This window comes from Marivivens donghaensis (assembly GCF_011806565.1).
Taxonomy (GTDB): domain Bacteria; phylum Pseudomonadota; class Alphaproteobacteria; order Rhodobacterales; family Rhodobacteraceae; genus Marivivens; species Marivivens donghaensis_A.
The window spans coordinates 113,806-137,345 of the sequence record NZ_JAATOP010000006.1 but is presented as its reverse complement, the minus strand read 5'-3'; the positions used below and the strand labels follow the sequence as shown (position 1 = coordinate 137,345).

Genomic DNA, 23,540 nt, shown 5'->3' with positions numbered 1-23,540 from the left:
AACGCCCCTCCCCGTTAATCCCGTTTAATCGCAAAATAAGGCTGCCAAGGCCCGAGGTGCAGCTTGCCGTCCGCCGAGGCATGCGCCCCGCCCAGCTCCTGACCGATCAGCTCCCAGTCCCCTGCGGGCAGGTCCAGATCGGACGGCGTGTCACTCAGGTTGATCGCCACGAACATATGCTCGCCGTCCAGCGAGCGCATGAAATGGATGACATCGCCGGCAGTGCCGAGCGACGAATGTGTGCCGCGCTTGAGCATCGGGTGATCCTGACGGAAGCGCAGCGCACGGCGGTAATGGTGCAGAAGCGCAGCCGGATCGGTTTCCTCTGCCTCAACGGCGAGGTGGTAGTGCTCCGACGGGACCGGCAGCCACGGCTTGGCATCCGAGAATGCGCCGTTCTGGTGGGTCGAGTCCCAGACCATCGGCGTGCGGCAACCGTCGCGGCCTTTGAATTCCGGCCAGAATTCGATGCCGTAAGGGTCTTGCAGGTCTTCGAACGCGATCTCCGCTTCGGGCAGGCCAAGCTCTTCACCCTGATAGATGCAGATCGAGCCGCGCAGGGTCGCCAGCAGCGTGGTGTAGGCGCGGATGCCCGAGGGCGACAGATCCCAGCGGGTGATATGGCGCACCACGTCGTGGTTCGAGAACGCCCAGCACGCCCAGCCTTCGGGTGCCGCAGCATCGAGGTTGTTCAGAACTTCGACAATGCGCGTTGCCGACGGACGCTCGGGCGCGAGGAATTCGAACGCGTAGCACATCTGCATGCGGTTATCGCCCGAGGTGTACTCACCAAGGATTTCCAGACCGCGCTGGCTGTCACCGACCTCGCCCACGGCGGCAGCGCCGAAGGGCTCCATGACCGCGCGGAGGCGTTCGAGGAACTTGACGTTGTCGGGGTGGTTCTTGTCGTAGAGGTGGCGCTGGTGGTTGTACGGGTTGACCGCAGGCGCGGTGTCCGCGTTGCGCTCTTCCTTCGGCAGCGGCGGGTTATCGCGAAGCTGCTCGTCGTGCATGTAGAAGTTGATGGTATCGAGGCGGAAGCCGTCGACACCGCGGTTCAGCCAGAACTTCGCCACGTCGAGCAGCGCGTTCTGAACGTCCGGATTGTGGAAGTTCAGGTCAGGCTGCGAGACGAGGAAGTTGTGCATGTAGTACTGCTCGCGGCGCGCATCCCACTGCCAACCAGAACCGCCGAAGATCGACAGCCAGTTGTTCGGCGGGGTGCCGTCGGGCGCGGGCTCGGACCAGACATACCAGTCGGACTTGTCGTTGTCCCGGCTCGAACGGCTTTCCTTGAACCACGGGTGCTGGTCCGACGTGTGCGACAGCACGAGGTCGATCATCACGCGGATGCCGTGGCTGTGCGCGGTCTCGACCACGGCGTCGAAATCGGCAAGCGAGCCGAACATCGGGTCGACGTCGCAATAGTCCGAGACGTCATAGCCGAAGTCGCGCATCGGCGACGTGAAGAACGGGCTGATCCAGATCGCGTCGACACCCATCGACGCGATGTGGGGCAGACGCTCGACGATACCGCAAAGGTCGCCGACGCCATCGCCGTTACTATCCTGATAGCTGCGCGGGTAGATCTGGTAGATCACGGCACCGCGCCACCAGTCCTTGTCCGCTACATTCGACAGGATCGGAGCTTCGCTCATCTGGAGGTTTCCTTATTTCACAGACCCGGCGAGGAGGCCCCGCACGAGATATTTTTGCATAGAGAAGAAGACGACGAGCGGTACGGCAATCGACACGAAGGCCGCCGTCGCAAGAATTTCCCACTGACCGCCGCGCGAGCCCATAAGCTGCACGATCTGGTCGGTCATCACCGTGGTGCCCTGCGTCGGGTCGATCAGGAACACCTTGGCCACGAGTAGGTCGTTCCATGTCCACAGGAACTGGAAGATCGCGAACGAAGCCAGCGCGGGGAACGACAGCGGCAGGATGATCTTGGTGAAGATCTGGAAGTCCGTCGCGCCGTCGACCTTTGCGTTCTCGATGATGTCACGCGGCAAACCAGCCATGTAGTTACGCAGCAGGTAGATCGCCAGCGGCATACCGAAGCCAGTGTGTGCGAGCCAAACACCGAGGTAGCCTTTGCCGATGCCGACATTCAGGTGGAAACGCAGCAGCGGGATGAGCGCGAGTTGCAGCGGCACGACCAAGAGGCCAACGATGGCCGCGATCAGCAGCGCACGACCGGGGAAGTCCATCCACGCCAGCGCATAGGCCGCGAAGGCGGCAACGACGATCGGAATGATGGTCGCAGGCACGGTGACGGTGAGCGTGGCAAAGAACGCCTTACCCATGTCGTCGCTGCCCGCGCCGGTGCGGATGCCTGTGCCGATGCCGTAAATCCACGTCAGCAGTGCGAAGGCGAGGATACCGACGATGAAACCCACGCCCTTCGGACCGGCAAATCCGATCTGGCGCGCGATCCAGAAAGCCGCGAAGCCCACGACGATCGAACCGGCGGCGAAGGTGATCAGCGATTGCAGAACGCCCTGCCCCAGAACAGTGTCGTAGTTGGCAAGCGTGAACTCGGGCGGGATTTCGGCGGTGACGAAGACGCGCTGACCGCGGCCCGACAGTTCCTCGGTCGAGGTCCAGCGGTAGTCGCCGTTCGGCAGAACGGTCATCGTCTCACCGTCCCCCATGTCGAAGGTCGCACCGGGTTCGGCGGCTGCGGGGTCACGCGACGAAGTGCCGAAAGCACCAATGTCGAGCGACCCTTGCTCGGTGAACAGGTTGCCCTCGACCACGTAAACGCCGTCGATTTCCTGCATCGCCTCATCGGGGCTTGCGGTGCGCAGCGTGATGACCTGCTCGCTCGGCAGCATGGCTTTCCACCAGCCCGAGGTCGCAATCTGGTCGCCCGTGCGGAACGAGGACACGAAGAGACCCACGGTCGGGAACACCCAGAGGATGACCAGCAGCAGGGTCGAGATATGGACTGCCCACGTCAGCGAGGACTTGGAACCGGCGATGTTATCCATCAGCGCATCTCCTTACGGGCGTTGTAGACGTTCCAGACGAGGATCGGGGTCACGAGCAGCATGATGACCATGGCCGCTGCGGAACCGACGCCCCAGTCGAAGGCACGGAACAGTTTGTCGTACATATAGTTGGCAAGAACCTGCGTTTCCCACTGACCGTTGGTCATGGCGAACACGATGTCGAAGACCTTGAGAACGGTGATCGTGATGGTCGTCCAGACCACGACGATGGTGCCCATGATCTGCGGAACCTTGATCTTGAAGAAAATCTGGAACGGACCCGCGCCATCGACGATGGCCGCTTCGACGGTTTCCTCGGGGATACCGCGCAGCGCGGCCGAGAGGATCACCATCGCGAAACCGGTCTGGATCCAGATCAGCACGACCATCAGGAAGAAGTTGTTGTAGAACGGAACCGTGAGCCACGTCTGCGGCTGACCGTAGGCCAGCGTTGCCGACAGAAGGCTGATCAGGCCGGTGACCGACTTGAACGCCAGCAGCAGCGCCAGCACGGCAAGGATCACGCGGACGACCTTGATGAACGGACCTTCGGGACGGCTGCCCTTCTGGATCATCGGGCGCACCAGCAGCCATGCGATCCACACGCAGACGATGCCGAAGGCGACGATGATGAACGCAGGCACGACTTTGAGCGTGATGGTCGACCAGATGCCACCGTCGAACTGGAGCCAGATCGCGTTGAGGATGCCGATCTGCTCAAGCGCCGCCGGACGGGTGTCGTAGATCAGTTTGAAGATCACCGACGCACCCACGAACGAGATCGCCATCGGCATGAAGATCAGCGACTTGGCCGCCGAGCCCCACGAAATGCGGTCCGTCAGCTGCGCGACCAGAAGGCCTATCGCGGTCGATGCGGCAGGCACCACGGCGAGCCACAGGAAGTTGTTGCGCAGCGCTTCCCAGAATTTGCTTTCGTTCAGAAGCTGGCGGTAGTTGTCCAGCCCGACGAATTCGTAGCCACCACCCGGCAGGCGCGCACTGAGCGACAGGCGCAGCGTCTCGAACACCGGATAGGCCAGATAAAGTCCCAGCACGAGCAGCGCCGGAAACAGGAACAGCCACGGACGCACCATATTGGCGCGGTTGATATTGCGCCCTGCGTTCTTTCCCTTGGCCGGAAAAATGAATGTATCAAGAACAACGTTCGATAGGAAAAAGTAGGCCAGACAGCCACCTACACCGAACACAATGGTCATCAGACCTTGAATCGCGGGATTCATCGTCTCCCCCCTCCGACAATACCCCTTAAGGCGACAATCCGGACCATGGGGCCCGGATTGCCAAGTCTCTCAATCGTCAGTGACGATTAGTTCGCAGGCCAGGACGAGTCGATCTCGGCTGCGACTTCTCCAGCCGACTTGCCGCCGGTGTAGTCGACCATGCCGGTCCAGAACGAACCTGCACCAACTGCGCCCGGCATCAGGTCCGAACCGTCGAAACGGAAGGTCGATGCGTCCAGCAGGATGTCGTTCATCTTGCCGAGGGTCGGGTCGGAGAACAGTTCGGTGTTCACGCCGTTGTGCGGGGTGAGGAAGCCCTTCTGAGCCATCCACAGTTCGTGAGCGATCGGCTGTTCCAGCCACTCGATGAAGGCAGTCGCTGCGTCGCTTTCCTTGGTGATGAACGCAAGGGTGCCAGCGCCGAGAACCGGAGTGCCGAGGTCTTTGCCTTCGTAAGCCGGGAAGTAGAAGAAGTCTGCGTCTTCACCTACGACAGTACCTTCCGGGAAGAAGGCCGGGATGAACGAAGCCTGACGGTGCATGTAGCACTGCGGCGGGCTCGAGAAGAGGCCCTTCGGCGAGTCGCGGAAGTCGGTGGTGGCTACAGCGCCAGCGCCGCCAGCAACGTAAGCGTCGTTACGTGCGAACCAGCCGAATTCTTCGATAGCAGCAACAACTGCCGGATCGTCGAAGCCGATCTCGTGGTTGACCCACTGGTCGTACTGCTCCGGAGTCGCAGTGCGCAGCATCATGTCTTCAACCCAGTCGGTTGCCGGCCAGCCGGTCGCACCGCCCGAACCCAGACCGATACACCACGGGGTTTCGCCGTTGGCTGCGATTTCTTCGGTCAGCGCCTTCAGCTCTTCCATGGTTTCCGGAACTTCGTAGCCAGCGTCTTCGAAGTTCTCCGGCGAATACCAGACGAGCGACTTGACGTCGGCCTTGTACGGGAATGCGTAGAAGCCTTCTTCACCGTCCGGACCAGCATAGGAGCCGAGGCTCACCCAGCTGTCGCCAGCGGCGTAGTTTTCGCTCATCCATTCTGCGGTGCCTTCCGGCAGCGGCGAAACGAAGCCTTGCGACACGAGGTTCGCGATCAGGCCCGGCTGCGGCAGGATGGAGATGTTTGCGGGGCTGCCGCCTTCGAGGTCGATGACGATCTGCTGCTCATAGCTTTCCGAGGAGCTGTACACGACATCAACGCCGGTCGCTTCTTCGAAGTAGGCCAGCATGTTCTCGACCTGGGTCTGGTCCTCACCGCGCCACGGACCGAAGATGGTCAGCGTTTCGCCCGACAAATCGTGCGAGTCAGCGAACGCATTGTAGCTGTCCCAGTGGAAGCCGCCTTCGCCCATCGGGAATGCCAGGTCCTGCGCCTGAGCCATACCGGTGGTCAGAGCGAGCAGACCTACGCCAGCGTAAAAATGTTTTTTCATGGTTTCCCTCCCATTCGCGCCAAGAGGCGCACTCTTGAACGAAGCGCCTCGGAATCATCCCCAAAGCGCTTTGATGTTTTGCACTTTCGTTTAAATCGCCGCCGGCTGTCAATCGCAGAAATTGGTACATTCATATTATGCTAATGCAGCATTTATTGATGCTTTACATATGTTTGACGGCACCTACCCGCAGAGCTATGTTCCCAAACGGTGCTAAAAGCGCTTTGGAGGAGACCCCTATGAACCTCAAGGAGTTGGCAGGCATTCTGGGCCTGAGCCAGACCACTGTTAGTCGGGCGCTGAACGGCTATCCGGAGGTCTCAGAGGAAACCCGCGAGCGTGTGCGCCTCGCTGCGGAGCGGCATAATTACCGTCCCAACCACCGCGCAAAGAGCCTTGCGACCGGCCGCGCGATGGCTATCGGTCACGTCATTCCGATCTCCACCAAGCACGAGATGGTCAACCCGATCTTCGGTGACTTCATAGCTGGTGCCGGTGAGACCTACGTCAAGCAGGGCTACGAAATGGTTCTGACCGTGGTCGAGGATAACAAAGAGGACGAGGCTTACCGCCAGATCAAATCGCGCGGCAACGTCGATGGCGTCGTGGTCCACGGCCCTACCCTCAATGATCCGCGTATCGCGCTGCTCAATGAGATTGGCCTGCCTTTTGTGGTCCACGGACGGTCTTCGGGATCGAACCAGCGATATTCGTGGGTCGACGTGAACAACAAACGGGCCTTCGAGCGCGCAACCGACTTCCTTCTCGACCTCGGACACAAACGGATCGCACTGATCAACGGTCTGGAAAATATGGACTTCGCCATCCGCCGCCGCGCCGGTTACGAGACCGCGATGACGAAACGCGGGATCGAGATCGACACCTCTATCATGCGCTCGGCCGAAATGACCGAAATCTACGGCTACCGCGCCGCGCGCGAGATCCTCGCCGCCGACAATGCCCCGACCGCGTTCATCGTGTCCTCGATGATCTGCGCCATCGGTGTGCGCCGCGCGCTGTCGGACCTCGGTCTGCAAATGGGAAAGGACGTGTCGATCGTCACCCACGACGACATGCTGTCCTACCTTCCCAACGGCGACGACGTTCCGATTTTCACCGCGACCCGCTCTTCGGTGCGCGAGGCGGGAAAACGGGTGTCCGACATGCTGATCCGCTGTATTAACGGCGAAATCGAATCCAGTCCCACGCTGTTGCTGGAAGCCGAGTTGATGGTGGGCCAATCTACCGGCCCTGCCCCTCGCTAGAGCTTGCAACACGCGATCTAAAACGTTTTAACTACGCCAAACGGTATTGTCGGAGCCTTTATGAAATATCCTGCCAACACTTTGTCGCTCGTGGCCGATATCGGCGGAACCAATACCCGCGTGGCCCTCGCCGACGGTCGGACGATCCTTCAGGACTCGATCAAGCGCTACAGCAATGCCGACCATCCCGGTCTGGAAACCATCCTGCGCAAGTACATCGACGAGGAATGCGGCGTCGATCCCGCTGCGACCTGCGTTGCCGTTGCCGGCCCCGTGCGCGATGGCCGCGCGACGATGACCAACCTCGACTGGACGATCGACAAGAACACCCTGCTCCGCTCCACCAATGCCGAGCGAGTTGCGATCCTGAATGACCTTCAGGCGCAGGGTCACGCGATCGGACACATCGCCTCCGAAAACCTGCGCGTCGTGCTGGAGGGCCCCGAAGCCCACGACCACGCCGCCAAGATGGTGATCGGCGTTGGCACCGGTTTCAACTGCGCACCCGTGTTTGAAACCGAGGTCGGACGTCTGGTCCCGCCATCGGAATCGGGCCACGGCAACCTGCCGATCCGCACTGAAAAAGAACTCCGCCTTTGCGAATACGTGTCAACGGCGCACGGCTTCCCGTCGGTCGAGGATGTGCTGTCGGGCCGCGGTCTGACCCACGTCTACGCCTTCCTCGGCGAAGAAGAAAACGACCCCCGCCAGAAGAGCGCCGCAGACATCATGGCCGCGGTCGCCGACGGCTCCGACGAGCGCGCGGTCGAGGCCGTGAAGGTCTTCGTCCGTATGCTCGGTACCGTTGCGGGCAACCTGTCGCTGATCCAGTTGCCGTTCGGCGGCGTCTACCTCGTCGGCGGCGTGGCCCGCGCGATGGCGCCCTACCTCAACGAATACGGTTTCGGCGATGCGTTCCGCGATAAGGGCCGCTTTGCAGGCTTCATGAAGAACTTCTCGGTCACCGTGGTCGAAGACGACTACGCCGCGTTGACCGGTTGCGCCGCGCACCTCTGCGCCTCTGCCACGCAGCCCATCACCGACAAGGCTGACTGAACCGCCTCCGTCAGCTCCGCCAACGAGAACGGTTTGGGCAGAAACGCCGTGTTGTCGAGCTCCGCACGGTGCTCGGCAAAGGTTTCCTCGGCATAGCCCGACATGAAAATCACGTGGGTCGCGGGATGCGTTTTGCGCGCTTCCCGCACCCAAGACGGGCCGTCGAGACCGGGCATCATCACGTCGGTCACGATCAGGTCGATGTCCCCGTGGCGGCCGAGCTGTTCGAGCGCCATGGTGCCACTATCCGCCTCGATCACCTCAAACCCCTTGAGCCGAAGCGCCCGCGTTGCAAACGCTCTCACCGGAGCCTCGTCATCCACCAAGAGCACCTTGGCGGCGCTGGCAATCTGCGGCGCGGCCTGCTCGGCAACGACCTTCGGCGTGCCGTTGTCATAACGCGGGAAATAGAGCGAAAACGTCGAGCCGCGCCCGAGTTCGCTGTCCACAAAGATGAAACCACCGGACTGTTTGACGATGCCGTAAGCGGTCGATAGGCCGAGGCCGGTGCCCTCACCAACCTTCTTGGTTGTGTAAAACGGCTCGAAAATTTTACGGAGTTTTTCGGGCGAAATACCGGTGCCCTGGTCGAACACTTTGATCTGAAGGTAGTCCCCAGCCTGCAAAGTCGCACGATCCCTGACCTGTGTCCGGTTCAGGGTGACGTTCGCGGTCTCAATCCCGATCCGCCCGCCATTCGGCATCGCGTCACGCGCGTTCACGACGAGGTTTACGATGACCTGCTCGAGCTGCCGCTTGTCTGCTCGGAACGCGAAAGGCGACTCGACCGAACGGCAGTGGACCTGCACTTTTTCACCCACGAGACGGTTCAGCAATTGCGTCAGATCAGCCATCGCAGCGTTGGCGTCGATCACCTCAAGTTCGAGGTTCTGCTTGCGGGAAAACGCCAGCAATTGCCGGACCAAAGCGGCAGCGCGATCCACGTTCTGCTCGATTTGCGAAAGGTCCTCCTGACCTTCGGGCCTCTCGGCCAATCGCAGCAGCTCGCAGTGCCCTTTAATAGCGGTCAGCAAATTGTTGAAATCATGCGCGACTCCGCCAGCAAGCTGACCGATGGCCTGCATCTTCTGGCTCTGCACAAACTGCGCTTCGAGGGCTTTGAACTCGGTCATGTCGTGCAGCACTGCGACAAGATGGGTGTCCGCGCCCGTTCCCATACGGTGCAAGGCGACCTGCACGAAAAAGTCCTGCCGATCGCCCGTGCCGCGCAAGAATTCACGGCTGCTCCCGCTTCGACCGGAGGCGATGTCCTCAATCCAGTCGGTCACGGGCCGACCAAGCCCCTCCAGCAGGTCGGACAGTTTCACCGGCTTAGCAAACGTCTGACCGAGCAGTTGCCGCGCCTCGCGATTGCCATTGGTCACATGCCCCGATTTGGCGATGCGTAGCAGCGGAACGGGCAGATCCTCGATGGAGCTCCATTTCGACTCCGGCTCAGCCACGAGCTCCACTGGCGCGGATTTGGGCGCGAGTTCGGTTACTTGCCAGATGAAAAGGTCGAAGCCGGCTGGGGTAATGTCGAACCGGAGACGATCGGTTTCATGGGTCGTGCCGTTCGCGTTAGCCTGACTTTGCAGACGGCGGACAAAATTGGCCGGATCGGCGAAATTGGCATCGAGAACGGTCCTCAACCCATTGTCGGCGCTTATAATTCGCCCGTTACCGTCGAGCAGGGAATGCGTCCCACTTGCCTCGACAAATGTCCGAAGCGCGTCGATTTTCCAGCGCCGATGCTGCCGCTGCGCGAGTAGCACAAGTGCGTAGAACGATCCCGACAGGCTCATGATGCAAGCCACGAGCGCGCTGCCCACGCGGTAGTCGAGCGACGGGGACAGGAGAAAAACGGTCAGTCCGGCGGCAGCAAAGATCAGGATACCGATCAGCGTCAGTAAATCCGCGCGCGTGTTCTGCTGCTCCATCTCGGGCTCCGTCGTTTTCTCCCTTTAAACCGCGCAATCGTTAACGACGGGTTAAGAATGGCGGGAGAAAACGGCTGAGGCAACTACTTAAGGTAGTTTACGTAGCACCGAGAGGTAGAAACCGTCCCAATCGGCGGACGGGATGAGCGACATTTCGTCGGTGACTTCCCAGACCTCGGCCTCGCAGAACGCGTTCACAACGTCGCGGTTTTCGCAGGTCAGGACGGAGCACGTCGCGTAGGCCAGCGTGCCGCCCGCCTTGACGAAGGGCGCGGCATTGCGGAGGACGGAAGCCTGAATGCGCATCAGATCGGCGAGGCGTTCGTCAGTCAGGCGCCATTTGGCGTCCGGCGTGCGGCGCCATGTTCCGCTGCCCGAGCAAGGCGCGTCGCAGAACACCAGATCGAAGTTCTGGTTGCCGAGCTTCGGGGCAACGTCGATTTTCACGCCAGCGCGTTCGGCGCGCACGGGGATGTCCTTCATGCGGCGTTCATCGATGTCGTGGGCGGTGACTTTGGCACCGCGCGCGGCCAGAGCGAGGGACTTGCCGCCGCCGCCAGCGCAATAGTCGAGAACAGTATCGCCTTCGTTGATCGGGAGGCGCAGGACGGCGGCTTGGGACGCGGCATCCTGCGGCTCGAACAGACCATCGGCGAAGGCTTCGGAGTTCGTCAATTTCCGCGCATTGTCAGTGACTTCCAGCGCGGTACTCACACTGGAATGAAGCTCTGCGCCGATGCCCTGGTTTGCCAGAATGTTCCGGAGCGCCTGCGCGGTCACCATGTCGGTGTTGGTGCGGATAAATACGGGTGCGCGGTCACGCTGGGCGCCTGCAACCTCGGTAGCTTTCTCGCCCCAATCGACCTCCAGCATGGGCCAAAGCCATGCGGGCCAGTCGACGGCATCAGGGCCTTCGGGGGTGCCTGCCGCCTGCTCGCTTTCGGCCAGCGGAACGGGTGCGTGGCCGATGCCGGTGAAGACCTCGCTCGGGTCCAGACCATCCTGACGTAGCAGGCCCAGAACGATGCCGCGACCGGACAGCGAACCGCCAACCGCAGCGGCGCTCATCTTCCGCCGCAGGCCGTCAAAGACGATATCGCGCACGGCGGCGCGATCCTTGGATCCGGCAAAGCGGGAATTGCGGGACCAGCGCAGCAGCGCGGGCTCGGCAGCGTCACCGCCAAGGATTTCGTCGAGGATCGTGATTGCGGCGGCGTAGCGGGCGGCTGGTGTCATATCAATGAAAAGGCCCGCCGGAGCGGGCCCTGTTCCTTTTATCCGATGCGGTAGTTGGGGCTCTCGCGGGTGATCTGCACGTCGTGCACGTGGCTCTCCTTGAGGCCCGCGCCGGTGATGCGGACAAAGTTGCAGTTCTTGCGCATGTCAGCGACGGTGCCGTTGCCGGTGTAGCCCATCGAAGCGCGAAGACCGCCGACCATCTGGTGTAGGACGGTCGAAACCGGACCCTTGTAGGCTACCTGACCTTCGATGCCTTCGGGCACGAGCTTGTCGTTGGCCGCGTCCTTCTGGAAGTAGCGGTCAGCCGAGCCGCGCGCCATCGCGCCGAGCGAACCCATGCCGCGGTAGGCTTTGAACGAACGGCCCTGATAGAGGATCACCTCGCCCGGAGACTCGTCGGTGCCAGCGATCATCGAGCCGACCATCGCACAGGACGCACCAGCGGCGATCGCCTTGGAGAAGTCGCCCGAGAACTTGATGCCGCCGTCGGCGATGACAGGCACGTCGCCCGCTGCCGATGCGCAATCCATGATCGCGGTGAGCTGCGGAACGCCAACGCCTGCGACCATGCGGGTGGTGCAGATCGAGCCCGGGCCGATGCCGACCTTGATGCCGTCCGCGCCAGCTTCGATCAGCGCTGCGGTTGCAGCGGCGGTGGCTACGTTACCGGCGACGACCTGAACGTTCGATTCCGCCTTGATGCGCTTGACCGCGTCGATCACGCCCTGACTGTGGCCGTGGGCGGTGTCGACAACAACGATGTCCACGCCCGCGTCGATCAGTTCCATCGAACGCTCGTAGCCCGCATCGCCGACCGACGACGCAGCAGCTACGCGGAGGCGGCCCAGCTCGTCCTTGCAAGCAGTCGGGTTCAGGACGGCCTTTTCGGTGTCTTTGAGCGTCAGCAGACCGGTCAGAACGCCGTTCGCGTCAGTGACCAGCAGCTTTTCGATGCGGCGGGCCTTCATCAGGCTAATCGCTTCGTCGCGGTCGACCGGCTCGCGCAGAATGGCGAGGTCTTCGGTCGTCATCATCGTCGAAACCGGAGCGTCGTCACGCTCGGCAAAGCGCATGTCGCGGTTGGTGACGATGCCGACAACGCGGTCTTTCTCGTCGACAACGGGGAAACCGGTGAAGTTGTAGCGTTCGACCAGCGCCTTGGCGTCTGCCAGCGTCTGATCGGCGCGGAGCGTGACGGGGTTGTAGACAACGCCCGATTCAAAACGCTTCACGCGGCGCACTTCGCGCGCCTGCTGTTCGACCGTCAGGTTTTTGTGGATGACACCCATACCGCCGGCTTGCGCCATGGCGATTGCCATGCGGGCCTCGGTGACGGTGTCCATGGCCGAGGACAAGAGCGGAATGTTCAGAGCGATCTGTCTGGTTACATACGTGCGGGTGTCCGCGGTCGCAGGAAGGACCGACGACGCCGCCGGCACAAGAAGAACGTCATCAAAGGTGAGGGCCTCGCGAATCTCCATCTGCGTCTCCGTGGATTGCTTCGTTTGGCGCGTCCCTATCGCATGGAACTGCCCGAGGGGAAAGGCCAAATGCGACCTATACTTTGTGCAATGCCGCATACCGTTCAAAAGATGACGGTAAGACGCTACTTGTGCTACCGCGCTTCGCGTTATCCAAGGTCAAACGAACAGGTATACCCCGATGACGACCGATCCCCTTGTGATCTTCACGCCCTCCGGCAAACGGGGGCGTTTTCCCGTTGGCACTCCCGTCCTGACTGCTGCGCGCCAGCTTGGCGTTGACCTTGATAGCGTCTGCGGCGGTCGCGGCATTTGTTCCAAGTGCCAGATCACGCCCTCCTATGGCGAGTTCCCCAAACACGGCGTTCATGTCGCCGACGACGCGCTGTCCGAATGGAACGCGGTCGAAGAGCGCTACGACCGCGTGCGCGGTCTGACCAAGGGCCGCCGTCTGGGCTGTCAGGCGACCGTGCAGTCCGACATCGTGATCGACGTTCCGGCCGAGAGCCAAGTTCACCGTCAGGTCGTCCGCAAGGCCGCGACCCAGCGCGATATCGTGATGGACCCCGCAACGAAGCTCTACTACGTCGAGGTTCAGGAACCCGACATGCACGAGCCGTCGGGCGATCTGGAACGTCTCTGCAAGGCGCTGAAGGACCAGTGGCAGATCGAAGGCGTCGCGGCCCCGCTGTCGGTGATGCGCAAGCTCCAGCCCGTTCTGCGCAAGGGCGGCTGGAAAGCCACCGTCGCGCTGCACAAGGACCACCACAGCAAGGACCACACGCTGGTCGATATCTACCCCGGTTTCGACGAGACGCCCGTCTACGGCCTCGCCATCGACCTTGGCTCGACCACCGTTGCCGCGCACCTTTGCGACCTGCGCACGGGCCTCGTTGCGGCCTCTGCCGGCATCATGAACCCGCAGATCCGCTTTGGCGAAGACCTCATGTCCCGCGTGTCCTACGCGATGATGAACAAGGGCGGCGATCAGGAGATGACCCGCGCCGTGCGCGAAGCCATCGACCAGCTGACCAAGGACATTGCGCTGGAAGCGGACATCGACCCTGCCCGTATTCTTGAGGCCGTGTTCGTCTGTAACCCCGTCATGCACCACTTGCTGATCGGCCTCGATCCGGTGGAACTGGGTCAGGCACCGTTCGCGCTGGCGACCTCGGACGCGATGTCGCTGACCTCGACCGAGCTGGGCCTCGGCGCGATGAACGCTGCCGCACAGATCTATATCCTGCCGTGTATCGCGGGTCACGTCGGTGCCGACTGCGCTGCCGTTGCCCTGTCCGAAGAGCCGGGTAAGTCCGAAGACCTCGTGCTGATCGTGGACGTGGGCACCAACGCCGAACTGCTGCTGGGCAACAAGACCCGCGTTCTCGCGTGTTCCTCGCCCACGGGTCCGGCGTTCGAAGGCGCGCAGATTTCCAGCGGCCAACGTGCCGCTCCCGGCGCGATCGAACGGATCGAGATCGACCCCGTCACCAAAGAGCCCCGCTTCCGCGTGATCGGCTCTGACCTGTGGTCGGACGACGAAGGCTTTGCCGAGGCGACCAAAGGCACCGGCATTTCAGGCATTTGCGGCTCGGGCATTATCGAAGCCGTCGCGGAAATGCGTATGGCAGGCATCCTCGACGCATCGGGCCTCATCGGCTCGGCCGAGATGACGGGCACTCCGCGTTGCGAAGCCAGGGGCCGCACCCACGAGTACGTCATCTATGACGGCATTGCGAACGGCGGGCCGCGCATCACTGTGACCCAAGGCGACATCCGCGCAATCCAGCTTGCGAAATCGGCCCTCTACGCAGGCGCGCGCCTGCTGATGGACGAGATGAACGTCGAAACCGTGGACCGCGTGGTTCTGGCCGGCGCGTTCGGCGCGCACATCAGCGCCAAGCACGCCATGGTCCTCGGGATGATCCCCGACGTGCCGCTGGAAAAGGTCCAGTCCGCAGGCAACGCCGCAGGCACCGGCGCGCGTATCGCGCTGTCGAACATTGGCGCGCGGTCGGACATCGAACAGATCGTCCACCAGATCACCAAGGTCGAAACCGCGATCGAGCCGAAGTTCCAGGAGCACTTCGTCAACGCGAACGCGATCCCGCACGCCACGGACACGTTCCCGAACCTGTCGGGTATCGTGACGCTGCCGGTGGTGGACTATAATCAGAAGAACCAAGGCGACGGCGGCGGCGGTCGCAGACGTCGCCGCGGCTAAAATCCCGAAATTCGGATCAAAGGGGCGCTCTCGGGCGCCTCTTTTTGCATTCCGACCGCCCGATTTTCCACCGGATCAGTCCGGATTTCGAAAAAATCAGGCCGGATCATCATTTTTCTGAAAAAATTTCACGGCGGTTACAGCGCGGTTTTCCCACCCCTTAAAGCCAAAATCCCTACGCACATACGCACCGCTTCGGGAATAGTTGCAGCTTAATTCCTCACGTTATCGTTTGGATTTCGTGAAGAAATTCACAGATCCAACCGAGATCGACCCCCGTAAACCTCAGCACTACCAACGCAAACCCATGAGGTTACGAAATGAATAAATTTGCTACTATTGCCGCCCTTTCGATCGCTACTCTGACTGCTCCGGTTGCTGCCCTCGCTGATAACCCGATGGTTGGCGGCGCTGCGATGTACGAAGACAAGAACATTGTTGAAAACGCACTCAACTCCGAAGATCACACCACGCTCGTCGCTGCAGTTCAGGCCGCCGGTCTGGCCGAAACGCTGATGGGTGAAGGCCCGTTCACCGTATTCGCTCCGACCAACGCTGCATTCGACCGCCTGCCGGAAGGCACCGTTGAATCGCTCCTGATGCCGGAAAACAAGGACATGCTGGTCCAAGTTCTGACCTGCCACGTTGTTGACAAGGCAGTCATGTCGGACGCCCTGCGCGGTATGATCGCCGATGACGGCGGCATGCACGAAGTCCCGACCCTCGGCGGCTGTGTCCTCGACGCTGCTTATGACGACGGCGTTGTGACCCTGACCGACGAAAACGGCACCATGGCCACCATCACCATCGCTGACGTGAAGCAGTCGAACGGCGTCATCCACGTCATCGACAACGTCATGACCCCCGTAATGTAATCTCCCAGAGATACAAACGGAAAGGGCCGCCCCATCGGGCGGCCCTTTTTGCGTTCTTTGATGGAAAATCAGAGGCCGTTGCCACGCAGGAAGCCGACCAGCGCAGCGGTCGAGCCGTCCTTGCCCGCCGCATCTTCCTTGCCCTCGACGACCGGCTGAAGCGCGGTTGCGAGCTCTTTGCCCAGCTCGACGCCCCACTGGTCGTAGGAGTTGATGCCCAGAACCACGCCCTCAACGAACACGCGGTGTTCATAGAGCGCGATGATCTGACCGAGCATGAGCGGCGTCAGCTGCGGGTAGGCCAGCGTGGTCGACGGGCGGTTGCCGACGAACACACGGTGCTTGGCCTGACGTTCCAGCTCTGCGCCTTCGAACTTGTCAGCGACCTTACCGCGCGCTTCGTCCAGCGAACGACCCTTCATCAGCGCTTCGGACTGCGCGAGGCAGTTCGCGACGAGCAGCTGGTGCTGGTAGTGCAGTTCCGGCTCGTGGCCCTTGGCGGCAACGAGGAATTCGCACGGGATCACGCGGGTGCCTTGATGGATCAGCTGGTAGAAGGCGTGCTGACCGTTGGTGCCGGGTTCACCCCAGACAACCGGACCGCTGTTGAACGCGAGGTCTTCGCCGTCCATGCTGACGCCCTTGCCGTTCGACTCCATCTCGAGCTGCTGGAGGTATGCCGGCAGGCGCGCGAGGTTGTTGTCGTAGGGCAGCACGGCGCGGGTCGCGTGACCGCAGACCTGATTGTGCCACAGACCGACCAGAGCCAGCATCGCGGGGACGTTCTGCGACCACTCGGTGGAGCAGAAATGCTTGTCCATTTCCTGACCGCCGCGCAGGAACTCGCGGAAGTTCTGCGGACCGACGGCGATCATCAGCGACAGACCGATCGGACCCCACATGGAGTAGCGGCCACCGACCCAGTCCTCGAAACCAAAGACCCGGTTGGCGGGGATGCCGAAGGCGGCGGTCTTGTCCATCGCGGTCGACAGCGCGGCAAACTGGGCCGACGCGTCGGTGACCTGCTCGCTCATCCACTCTTTGGCGGTGCGGGCGTTGGTCATCGTTTCGATGGTGGTGAAGGTCTTCGACGCGACGATCACGAGGGTCGTTGCTGGATCGCACTTTTCCATCGTCTGGAAGATGTCGGCGGGATCGACGTTCGATACGAAGTGGCAGCGCGGGCCGTCAGCGTAAGGCGCCAGCGCGAGGTAACCCATCGCCGGACCGAGGTCGGAGCCGCCGATGCCGATGTTGATCACGTCGGTGATCTTGCCGCCCTGACCTTCGAAGATGCCGTCGCGGACTTCGGTCGCGAACTTCTCCATGCGGGCCAGCGTTTCGAGCACGCCCGGCATCACGTCTTCGCCGTCAACGACGACAGGCTTACCGTCGATGTTGCGCAGCGCGGTATGGAGCACGGCGCGGCCTTCGGTTTCGTTGATCTTCTCGCCCGAGAACATCGCGTCGCGCTTGGCGGCAACGCCGGTCTGTTCGAGCAGGTCGATCAGCAGCGCGCGGCCTTCGCCGTCGATGTTGGTCTTGGAGTAATCGAACAGCAACTCGCCTGCCGAAGCCGAGAAATCCTTGGCACGGCCTGCGTCCAGCATGGTTTCGATCCGGCGATCCGCAACGGTCGCCTGATGCGCTTTCAGTGCGTCAAAAATGGTCATTTATCTGCCCAATGAACGGTTGTCCCCTGGAGGATCGAGGCCACGGGTGCCTCTTGCGGGGAAAGGTGACGGGCTTTCTCCAGCGCCTCGCGCTTTTCCTGCCCGATGATGAGGATGTGACGGCGCATCGCGTTGTTCAGCACGTGAGCCGAGAGGGTAATACGCGGTTCCGGCGCACCGGGAGCACGCATCGGATAAAGGGTGTCGGTGCCGGTCAGCGCGTCATTCAGACGGTCGGCACCGGGGAAGATCGAAGCGGTGTGCATGTCGGCACCCATGCCCAGAAGGCAAACGGAGAGCGGCAGGTTCGCTTCGATCGGGCCAGCGACTTCGGGCAGCTTTTCTTCGGCGGTGCCACCTTCGGCGAACAGCGGAAGGTGGGTCGCGGCAGCGGCGCGGTCGGTCAGCAGGCGCTCTTTGATGAGGCGGGTGTTTGAGCGGTCCGAGGTTTCGGGAACCCAACGTTCGTCGGTCAGCATGACCTTCACACGCGACCAGTCCAGTTCGGCGGCGCAGAGCGAGTCGAACATCGGACCGGGGGTGGTGCCACCCGGAACGGCGAGCGTGGCGAAGTCTTCCGATTGCAGGCTTTCGCGAAGCTGGCCCGCGATCTTGTTCGCGAGCTGGATCATCAGCATGTCGACGTCTGCGTATTCGATTAGTTCCATAGTCTTTTCCTGCGTTTAGGAGCAGAGAGGCGGGGAAGTCCCCGCCTGCTTTGTTTTCTTAGCCTTTGATGTCACGCCAACGACGACCGTCGCGATGCATAAGCATCAGCGCATCGTCCGGCCCAGCCGAACCTTGGTCGTAGAGCTTCGGCACGTCGTTGCGGGCTTCCCAGCCGTTGATGATCGGATCGGTCCAAGCCCAAGCAGCCTCGACCTCGTCACCGCGCATGAACAGCGTCTGGTTGCCACGGATCACGTCCATGATCAGGCGCTCGTAAGCATCCGGCGCCTCGTCGGCCTCAAGCTGGAGAGCTTCCGAGAAGGTCATGTCGAGCGGAACGTCGATCAGGCGCATACCGCCCGGACCCGGTTCCTTGATCGTGACCTGAAGGTCGATGCCTTCGTTCGGTTGCAGACGGATCGCGAGGATGTTGCGGTGACGGGCCTCGTCGCCTTCGAAGATCGAGTGGCCGAGGTCCTTGAACACAACGGCGATTTCCGACGCGCGCGACTTCAGCTTCTTGCCGGTGCGCATGTAGAACGGCACGCCGGCCCAACGCCAGTTGTCGATGCCGACCTTCATGGCGACAAAACTTTCGGTGAAGGATCGCGGGTTTTCCGCGTCTTCGCGATAGGACGGCTCGTCGCCGTCCTTGTCGTACTGGCCGCGCACGATATGGTGGTGATCGACCGGCTGGAGGGCACGGATGACCTTTAGCTTTTCGGTGCGCACCTCGTCGGCCTCGAACTTGTTCGGCGGCTCCATCGCGATGAGGCAAAGGAGCTGCATCAGGTGGTTCTGGACCATGTCGCGCATCGCGCCCGCTTTGTCATAGTAGGACCCGCGACCGCCCACGCCGACGGTTTCGGCAACGGTAATCTGGATGTGGTCGACGTAGTGGTTGTTCCACAGCGGCTCGAACAGAACGTTGCCGAAGCGGATCGCCATTAGGTTCTGGACGGTCTCTTTGCCCAGATAGTGGTCGATGCGGTAAATCTGCGATTCCTGGAAGTGCTCTGCCAGCGACTGGTTCAGTGCGCGGGCACTTTCGAGGTCACGGCCGAACGGCTTTTCGACCACGATGCGCGACTCGGCGTCGGCGATGTGGTGCAGGTGCAGACGCTCTGCCAAATCACCGAAGAGGCTCGGCGCGACCGAGAAATAGAAGGCTTTGACGACGCCGTCGCGGACCTTGCCGGCCAAATCGGACCAACCGCCCTCGCCTTTCGCGTCGATCGACACGTAGTCGAGGCGCGCAGCGAACTTGTCGATCGCTTCGGCTTCTTTCGATTCCGCGCCGCCGAACTCGGCAATCGCGTCACGGACCAACTGGCGGAAGCCGTCGGCATCCATGTCCGAACGTGCGGCACCGATGATGCGCGAATCCTCGGTCATCTGACCGGAGAGGAAACGGCGGAACAAGCCGGGGAGGATCTTGCGGCGGGCAAGGTCGCCTGTGCCGCCAAAAATAACGAGGTCGAAAGCATCGACCGGAATGACTCGCGAAACCATAGAAGTTCTCCGCTGTTGGTCATATGCGCTCGTTAGCGCTAACGACTGTTACCTATTATGACAGCAGGAGAAAGTCTAGCGCAGCAGCCGGATTATTAAAGCGAATTTGAATATCAGGCTTCCAGCTCGGCATCCCAATAGAGGTAGTCCATCCACGTATGGTGAACGTGGCTTGGCTGAAATTTACGCCCCACCTGCCGAAGTTGCTCTGCGGTAGGCTGACGGGGTGGTTTGCGCAAATTCAGACCCGACTGGCGCAGGCTTTTCGACCCTTTGCGCAGATTGCACGGAGAACAGGCAGCCACCACGTTTTCCCAGCTCGTAATGCCGCCGCGGGCACGGGGTACGACGTGATCGAAGGTCAGATCGCCCCGCGATCCGCAATACTGGCAGCAGAAACCGTCCCTCAGAAAAAGATTAAAGCGCGTGAAGGCCACGCGCTTTTGAGGAGCTACATAATCTTTGAGGACGACAACCGAGGGTATGAGGAACTCGGTCGAGGGACTGTGGACCATCTCGTCGTAGGTGGCGACGACATCCACACGGTCCAGCCAGACGGCTTTCACGGCTTCCTGCCAAGGCCAGATCGACAGCGGATAATACGAAAGCGGCCTGAAATCCGCGTTCAGAACCAGCGCAGGGTGACTTCGCCCCGAGCCTTCTCTGACAAAGTTTGTCCTGAAATCACCGTCCATGGGACCAAATCTCCCCTGCCCTGACTGCTAGATAGCACCAGAGCGGGAGCACCCGCTCCGACCATAACTCGACTATATATCTCGTGGACACTGTGACAAGTGGTACAAGATGCAGAGCCGCGCTGACTGAACGGATAAAACGGTAACGTGACGCCTATATGACGTCACGCTGTATAGAGTGCTGAAAAACGTGGCAGCTTAGTAGCCGAGGCGCTCGCGCATGAAGGCCAGCGCCACCTGAAGACCGTCCGGCGCGATGCCGTGGGCGGTGCCCTTCATGATGTGGGCGTAAACCTCTTTCCAACCGGCCTTTTGCAGCGCTTCGGCGGCTTCGGGCAGCGATTGGGGCGGGACGACATCGTCCATGTCGCCGTGAACCAGCAGGACCGGCGGCTTGCACTGGACCTCGTCCTCCAGCAGTTCCGGCTCAAGCAGACGGCCCGAAAACGCGACGATGCCTGCCACAGCGTCCTCGCGGCGCGGGGCGACATGCAGCGACATCATGGTGCCTTGGCTGAAACCGAACAGCATGACCTGCTCGGGCAGCAGATCGTAGTCGACCATGATGCCATCAAGGAAAGCATTCAGATCGCCAGCGGCGCGATAGAGACCCTCGCGCGATTCCTCTTCGCTCGATCCGTCGATCCACGGGATCGGGAACCACTGGAAACCGAAGGGCGCGCCGTTGCAGTTCTCGGGGGCATCGGGTGCGATGAACATGGTGTCGGGCATGTGCTCTGCCAGCGGATCGGCAAGGCCTAGGAGGTCGGCACCGTTGGCGCCGTAGCCGTGCAGGAACACCACTGCGGAGCGGAGTTCGCCCGAAAGCGGATCGCGTTTGTCTGCCTGAAGTGCGCGTGTCATCGGATACCTTCTCTCTCTTTTGCCACAGCGTAGTAGGCCCACAGAAGCCGCGCTGCAACGGATCTCCACGGTGCCCAAGCGTCGCCCATGGTGCGGAACGCCTTTTCCTTGGGCCGTTCGTCATGTTCGAACAGAATACGGGCAGCTTCCTGAAGCGCCAGATCGCCCGCAGGCAGCACGTCCGCGTGGCCGAGCGCGAACATCGCGTAAATCTCTGCCGTCCAGATACCGATACCAGGCACGGCTACGAGCGTTTTCACCACGTCATCGGTCGGCATTTCGCGCAGCGCGATGTAGTCGATGTCCGCCTCGGCCAAGGCGCGGGCATAGCGGGCCTTCTGCCGCGACAGCCCAAGTGCGCGGAGGTCTTCGTCGCTGGTCTGGAGGATCAACGCGGGCGAGGTCATCCCCGCCACTTCGAGCTTGTTCCAGATCGCGGTGGCCGACGCCACGCTGACCTGCTGACTTACGATCGCGGACAGCAAACGGTCGAACCCGTCGGGCCGAAGGCGCAGCGGCAGCGGGCCCGTCTGTTCGTAGGCGTAGGCAAAGCGCGGCTCGGACTTTGCCAGCCATTCGACGCCTTCGAGGACGCAGTTATCGCTCTCGATCAGCCTCATAGGTCAAGCAGCCAATCGAGCACATCCTGCACCCGCTCGCGGCACTGCGTCACGGGCGCTTTGGGGCGGCTCTGCATCAGAACGGGCATGTGGAGTTCGCGCGCAGCCAGCAGTTTGCCGTCAGTCGCCCCGCCGGAGTTCTTGGCGATCAGCCAGTCGATACCGAGCGATTTGAACAGTTCCACCTCTTCGGCCTGCGCAAACGGCGGGCGACCGGTGATGAACTTGATGGTGTCGGTGTCTTCCTGCGGATCAACGGTGCGCACGTAAAGCTCGCGGTTCGGCAGATCGAGCTCTTCTGCGGCCTTACGGCCCACAGCGGCAAACACCTTTGCGCCTTCGGGAATGTGCTTTCCCGCCTCGGCCAGATCGCCAACGAACCACCATTCGTCGTCGGGCTCGGGCTCCCACATCGGGCGTTCGAGCTGCATGTAGGGAACGCCCTTTTCCTCGCAAATACGGGCAGTGCGGCGCGTGATGCTGACGGCAAACGGATGCGTGGCGTCGACAACCGCGCTGATTTTGTTGTCGTCGAGGAAAGCGCGAAACGCCATCGCGCCGCCAAAGCCGCCCACCCGCGTGGGAATGCCGAGTTTCGCGGGTTCGGACGTTTCACCAGCGAGCGAGGCCATCGCCTCAAGCCCGTAGTCGTTCAGCAGCCACGACAGTTTTCTGGCCTCGGTCGTTCCGGCCAATAGCAGGATCATGGATTGCTCCGCGCTAGGATATTTCCCGCGCGGTCTATCACGACGATATCCACGGCGGTAGGCGCATCGCCGAGCATTTGCGCAGCCTGCTTCCGCGCCTTGTCCGCGATGGTCTGCGCCAGCGGAGCGCCCGCGATCTGGTAGGCTTCGAGCGTGGTGTTGGCGGTCCGCAGGCGGTCGTCGCCCATCCAGTCGGCAAGCATATCGAAATCGACCTGCGAACGGCCCGAGTGCAGATCGACCGCACCCTGCGCCAGCTTTGCCAGCTTTCCGATACCTCCGCCGATAGTCAGGCGCGGCACATCGTATTTCCTGAGGTACTTCAGCATCCCGCCCGCAAAATCGCCCATATCGAGCATCGCGAAATCGGGCAGATCATAGAGCCCCTGAACCACCGTCTCGGAGGTCGCGCCCGTGCACCCCGCCACATGCGGAATGCCGTTCGCCACGGCCACATCAACCCCGCGATGGATCGACGCAATCCATGCGGCGCAAGAGAACGGCCTCACCACACCCGTCGTCCCGAGGATCGAAATCCCGCCGACAATCCCGAGGCGCGGGTTCCATGTTTTCTTGGCCAGTTCTTCGCCCTTCGGCACGGAAACGGTGATCTGGATGTCGGGCGACTGCCCGTACTCGCTGGCCATCTCGGCGACAATTTCATCCATCATGGCGCGGGGCACGGGATTGATCGCAGGCTCGCCGACGCCGATGGGCAGACCCGCCTTGGTCACGGTGCCGACGCCCTGCCCGCCTTTGAACTGAACGCCGCCCGAGGACGCCTCGACCCGCGCGATGATCAACGCGCCGTGGGTCACGTCGGGGTCGTCGCCCGCGTCCTTGATGATGCCCGCTTCGGCCCAGCCGTCACCTGCCTCGGTGTGGGCCAGTTCGAACACCGGCGTCTCTCCGCGCGGCAGTGTAATCCCGACGCTGGACGGCCATTCACCGCCCCACAAACGCATCAACGCCGCCTTTGTGGCGGCGGTTGCACAAGCGCCCGTGGTCCAGCCACGGCGCAACGGTCCATCGGGTTTGCGCGTCATG

The 23,540-nt window shown here is 61.8% G+C and carries 19 protein-coding genes; 4 read left to right on the top strand and 15 right to left on the bottom strand.

Annotated features, from left to right (window positions below; all coding sequences use genetic code 11):
* Positions 1-14: 14 nt before the first annotated feature.
* From HCZ30_RS10590 to HCZ30_RS10575, 4 genes are all read right to left on the bottom strand, one after another.
* On the bottom strand, positions 15-1,658 hold the full coding sequence (locus HCZ30_RS10590; RefSeq protein WP_167638261.1) for an alpha-glucosidase: 1,644 nt from the start codon (positions 1,656-1,658) through the stop codon (positions 15-17).
* Positions 1,659-1,670: 12 nt separating this feature from the next.
* Positions 1,671-2,996: a carbohydrate ABC transporter permease gene (locus HCZ30_RS16635; protein WP_246212749.1), complete on the bottom strand. Its 1,326-nt coding sequence runs from the start codon at positions 2,994-2,996 to the stop codon at positions 1,671-1,673.
* The gene (locus HCZ30_RS10580; protein ID WP_167638260.1) at positions 2,996-4,237 is read right to left on the bottom strand and encodes a carbohydrate ABC transporter permease; all 1,242 of its coding nucleotides are present in this window, start codon (positions 4,235-4,237) and stop codon (positions 2,996-2,998) included. The genes HCZ30_RS16635 and HCZ30_RS10580 overlap by 1 nt, the downstream gene beginning before the upstream one ends.
* An 86-nt stretch (positions 4,238-4,323) precedes the next feature.
* On the bottom strand, positions 4,324-5,673 hold the full coding sequence (locus HCZ30_RS10575) for an ABC transporter substrate-binding protein (RefSeq protein ID WP_167638259.1): 1,350 nt from the start codon (positions 5,671-5,673) through the stop codon (positions 4,324-4,326).
* 239 nt (positions 5,674-5,912) lie between these two features.
* Between HCZ30_RS10575 and HCZ30_RS10570 the strand changes: the two genes are divergently transcribed.
* Positions 5,913-6,938, top strand: coding sequence for a LacI family DNA-binding transcriptional regulator (locus tag HCZ30_RS10570; RefSeq protein ID WP_167638258.1), 1,026 nt, complete (start codon positions 5,913-5,915; stop codon positions 6,936-6,938).
* A gap of 60 nt (positions 6,939-6,998) precedes the next feature.
* Positions 6,999-7,994, top strand: coding sequence for a glucokinase (locus HCZ30_RS10565; protein ID WP_167638257.1), 996 nt, complete (start codon positions 6,999-7,001; stop codon positions 7,992-7,994).
* Here the strand turns inward: HCZ30_RS10565 and HCZ30_RS10560 are convergent.
* The 3 genes from HCZ30_RS10560 to guaB all read right to left on the bottom strand — a co-directional run bounded on the left by HCZ30_RS10560 (position 7,919) and on the right by guaB (position 12,654).
* Positions 7,919-9,934 carry a hybrid sensor histidine kinase/response regulator gene (locus HCZ30_RS10560; RefSeq protein WP_167638256.1) on the bottom strand — a complete coding sequence of 672 codons (2,016 nt, stop codon included), beginning with the start codon at positions 9,932-9,934 and terminating at the stop codon, positions 7,919-7,921. The genes HCZ30_RS10565 and HCZ30_RS10560 overlap by 76 nt on opposite strands.
* Before the next feature lie 87 nt (positions 9,935-10,021).
* Positions 10,022-11,170, bottom strand: a complete 1,149-nt coding sequence (locus HCZ30_RS10555) for an RsmB/NOP family class I SAM-dependent RNA methyltransferase (RefSeq protein ID WP_167638255.1) — start codon at positions 11,168-11,170, stop codon at positions 10,022-10,024.
* 38 nt (positions 11,171-11,208) lie between these two features.
* Positions 11,209-12,654, bottom strand: coding sequence for an IMP dehydrogenase (gene guaB, locus HCZ30_RS10550; RefSeq protein ID WP_167638254.1), 1,446 nt, complete (start codon positions 12,652-12,654; stop codon positions 11,209-11,211).
* A 181-nt stretch (positions 12,655-12,835) separates the two neighbouring features.
* Between guaB and HCZ30_RS10545 the strand changes: the two genes are divergently transcribed.
* Both HCZ30_RS10545 and HCZ30_RS10540 read left to right on the top strand, forming a co-directional pair.
* Entirely contained in the window at positions 12,836-14,878 is a 2,043-nt protein-coding gene (locus HCZ30_RS10545; RefSeq protein ID WP_167638253.1) for an ASKHA domain-containing protein, read from the top strand.
* A gap of 320 nt (positions 14,879-15,198) precedes the next feature.
* Positions 15,199-15,753: a fasciclin domain-containing protein gene (locus tag HCZ30_RS10540; protein ID WP_167638252.1), complete on the top strand. Its 555-nt coding sequence runs from the start codon at positions 15,199-15,201 to the stop codon at positions 15,751-15,753.
* A 68-nt stretch (positions 15,754-15,821) separates the two neighbouring features.
* On the opposite strand, the gene pgi is transcribed toward HCZ30_RS10540, so the two are convergent.
* The 8 genes from pgi to HCZ30_RS10500 form a co-directional block, all read right to left on the bottom strand.
* Positions 15,822-17,426 carry a glucose-6-phosphate isomerase gene (pgi, locus tag HCZ30_RS10535; RefSeq protein ID WP_175581019.1) on the bottom strand — a complete coding sequence of 535 codons (1,605 nt, stop codon included), beginning with the start codon at positions 17,424-17,426 and terminating at the stop codon, positions 15,822-15,824.
* Complete coding sequence (gene pgl / locus HCZ30_RS10530) at positions 17,423-18,094, bottom strand: 6-phosphogluconolactonase (RefSeq protein WP_167638251.1); 672 nt, start codon at positions 18,092-18,094, stop codon at positions 17,423-17,425. The genes pgi and pgl overlap by 4 nt, the downstream gene beginning before the upstream one ends.
* A 58-nt stretch (positions 18,095-18,152) precedes the next feature.
* Positions 18,153-19,607, bottom strand: coding sequence for a glucose-6-phosphate dehydrogenase (zwf, locus tag HCZ30_RS10525; protein ID WP_167638250.1), 1,455 nt, complete (start codon positions 19,605-19,607; stop codon positions 18,153-18,155).
* 113 nt (positions 19,608-19,720) lie between these two features.
* A complete protein-coding gene (locus HCZ30_RS10520) occupies positions 19,721-20,302 on the bottom strand; it encodes an HNH endonuclease (RefSeq protein ID WP_167638249.1) in 582 nt (193 codons plus the stop codon).
* A 198-nt stretch (positions 20,303-20,500) separates the two neighbouring features.
* On the bottom strand, positions 20,501-21,166 hold the full coding sequence (locus tag HCZ30_RS10515; RefSeq protein ID WP_167638248.1) for an alpha/beta hydrolase: 666 nt from the start codon (positions 21,164-21,166) through the stop codon (positions 20,501-20,503).
* Complete coding sequence (locus HCZ30_RS10510; RefSeq protein WP_167638247.1) at positions 21,163-21,786, bottom strand: DNA-3-methyladenine glycosylase family protein; 624 nt, start codon at positions 21,784-21,786, stop codon at positions 21,163-21,165. The genes HCZ30_RS10515 and HCZ30_RS10510 overlap by 4 nt, the downstream gene beginning before the upstream one ends.
* Entirely contained in the window at positions 21,783-22,493 is a 711-nt protein-coding gene (gene cobK / locus HCZ30_RS10505; protein ID WP_167638246.1) for a precorrin-6A reductase, read from the bottom strand. Before cobK ends, HCZ30_RS10510 begins: the two co-directional genes overlap by 4 nt.
* Positions 22,490-23,539 carry a cobalt-precorrin-5B (C(1))-methyltransferase gene (locus tag HCZ30_RS10500; protein WP_167638245.1) on the bottom strand — a complete coding sequence of 350 codons (1,050 nt, stop codon included), beginning with the start codon at positions 23,537-23,539 and terminating at the stop codon, positions 22,490-22,492. The genes cobK and HCZ30_RS10500 overlap by 4 nt, the downstream gene beginning before the upstream one ends.
* Position 23,540 lies beyond the last annotated feature (1 nt).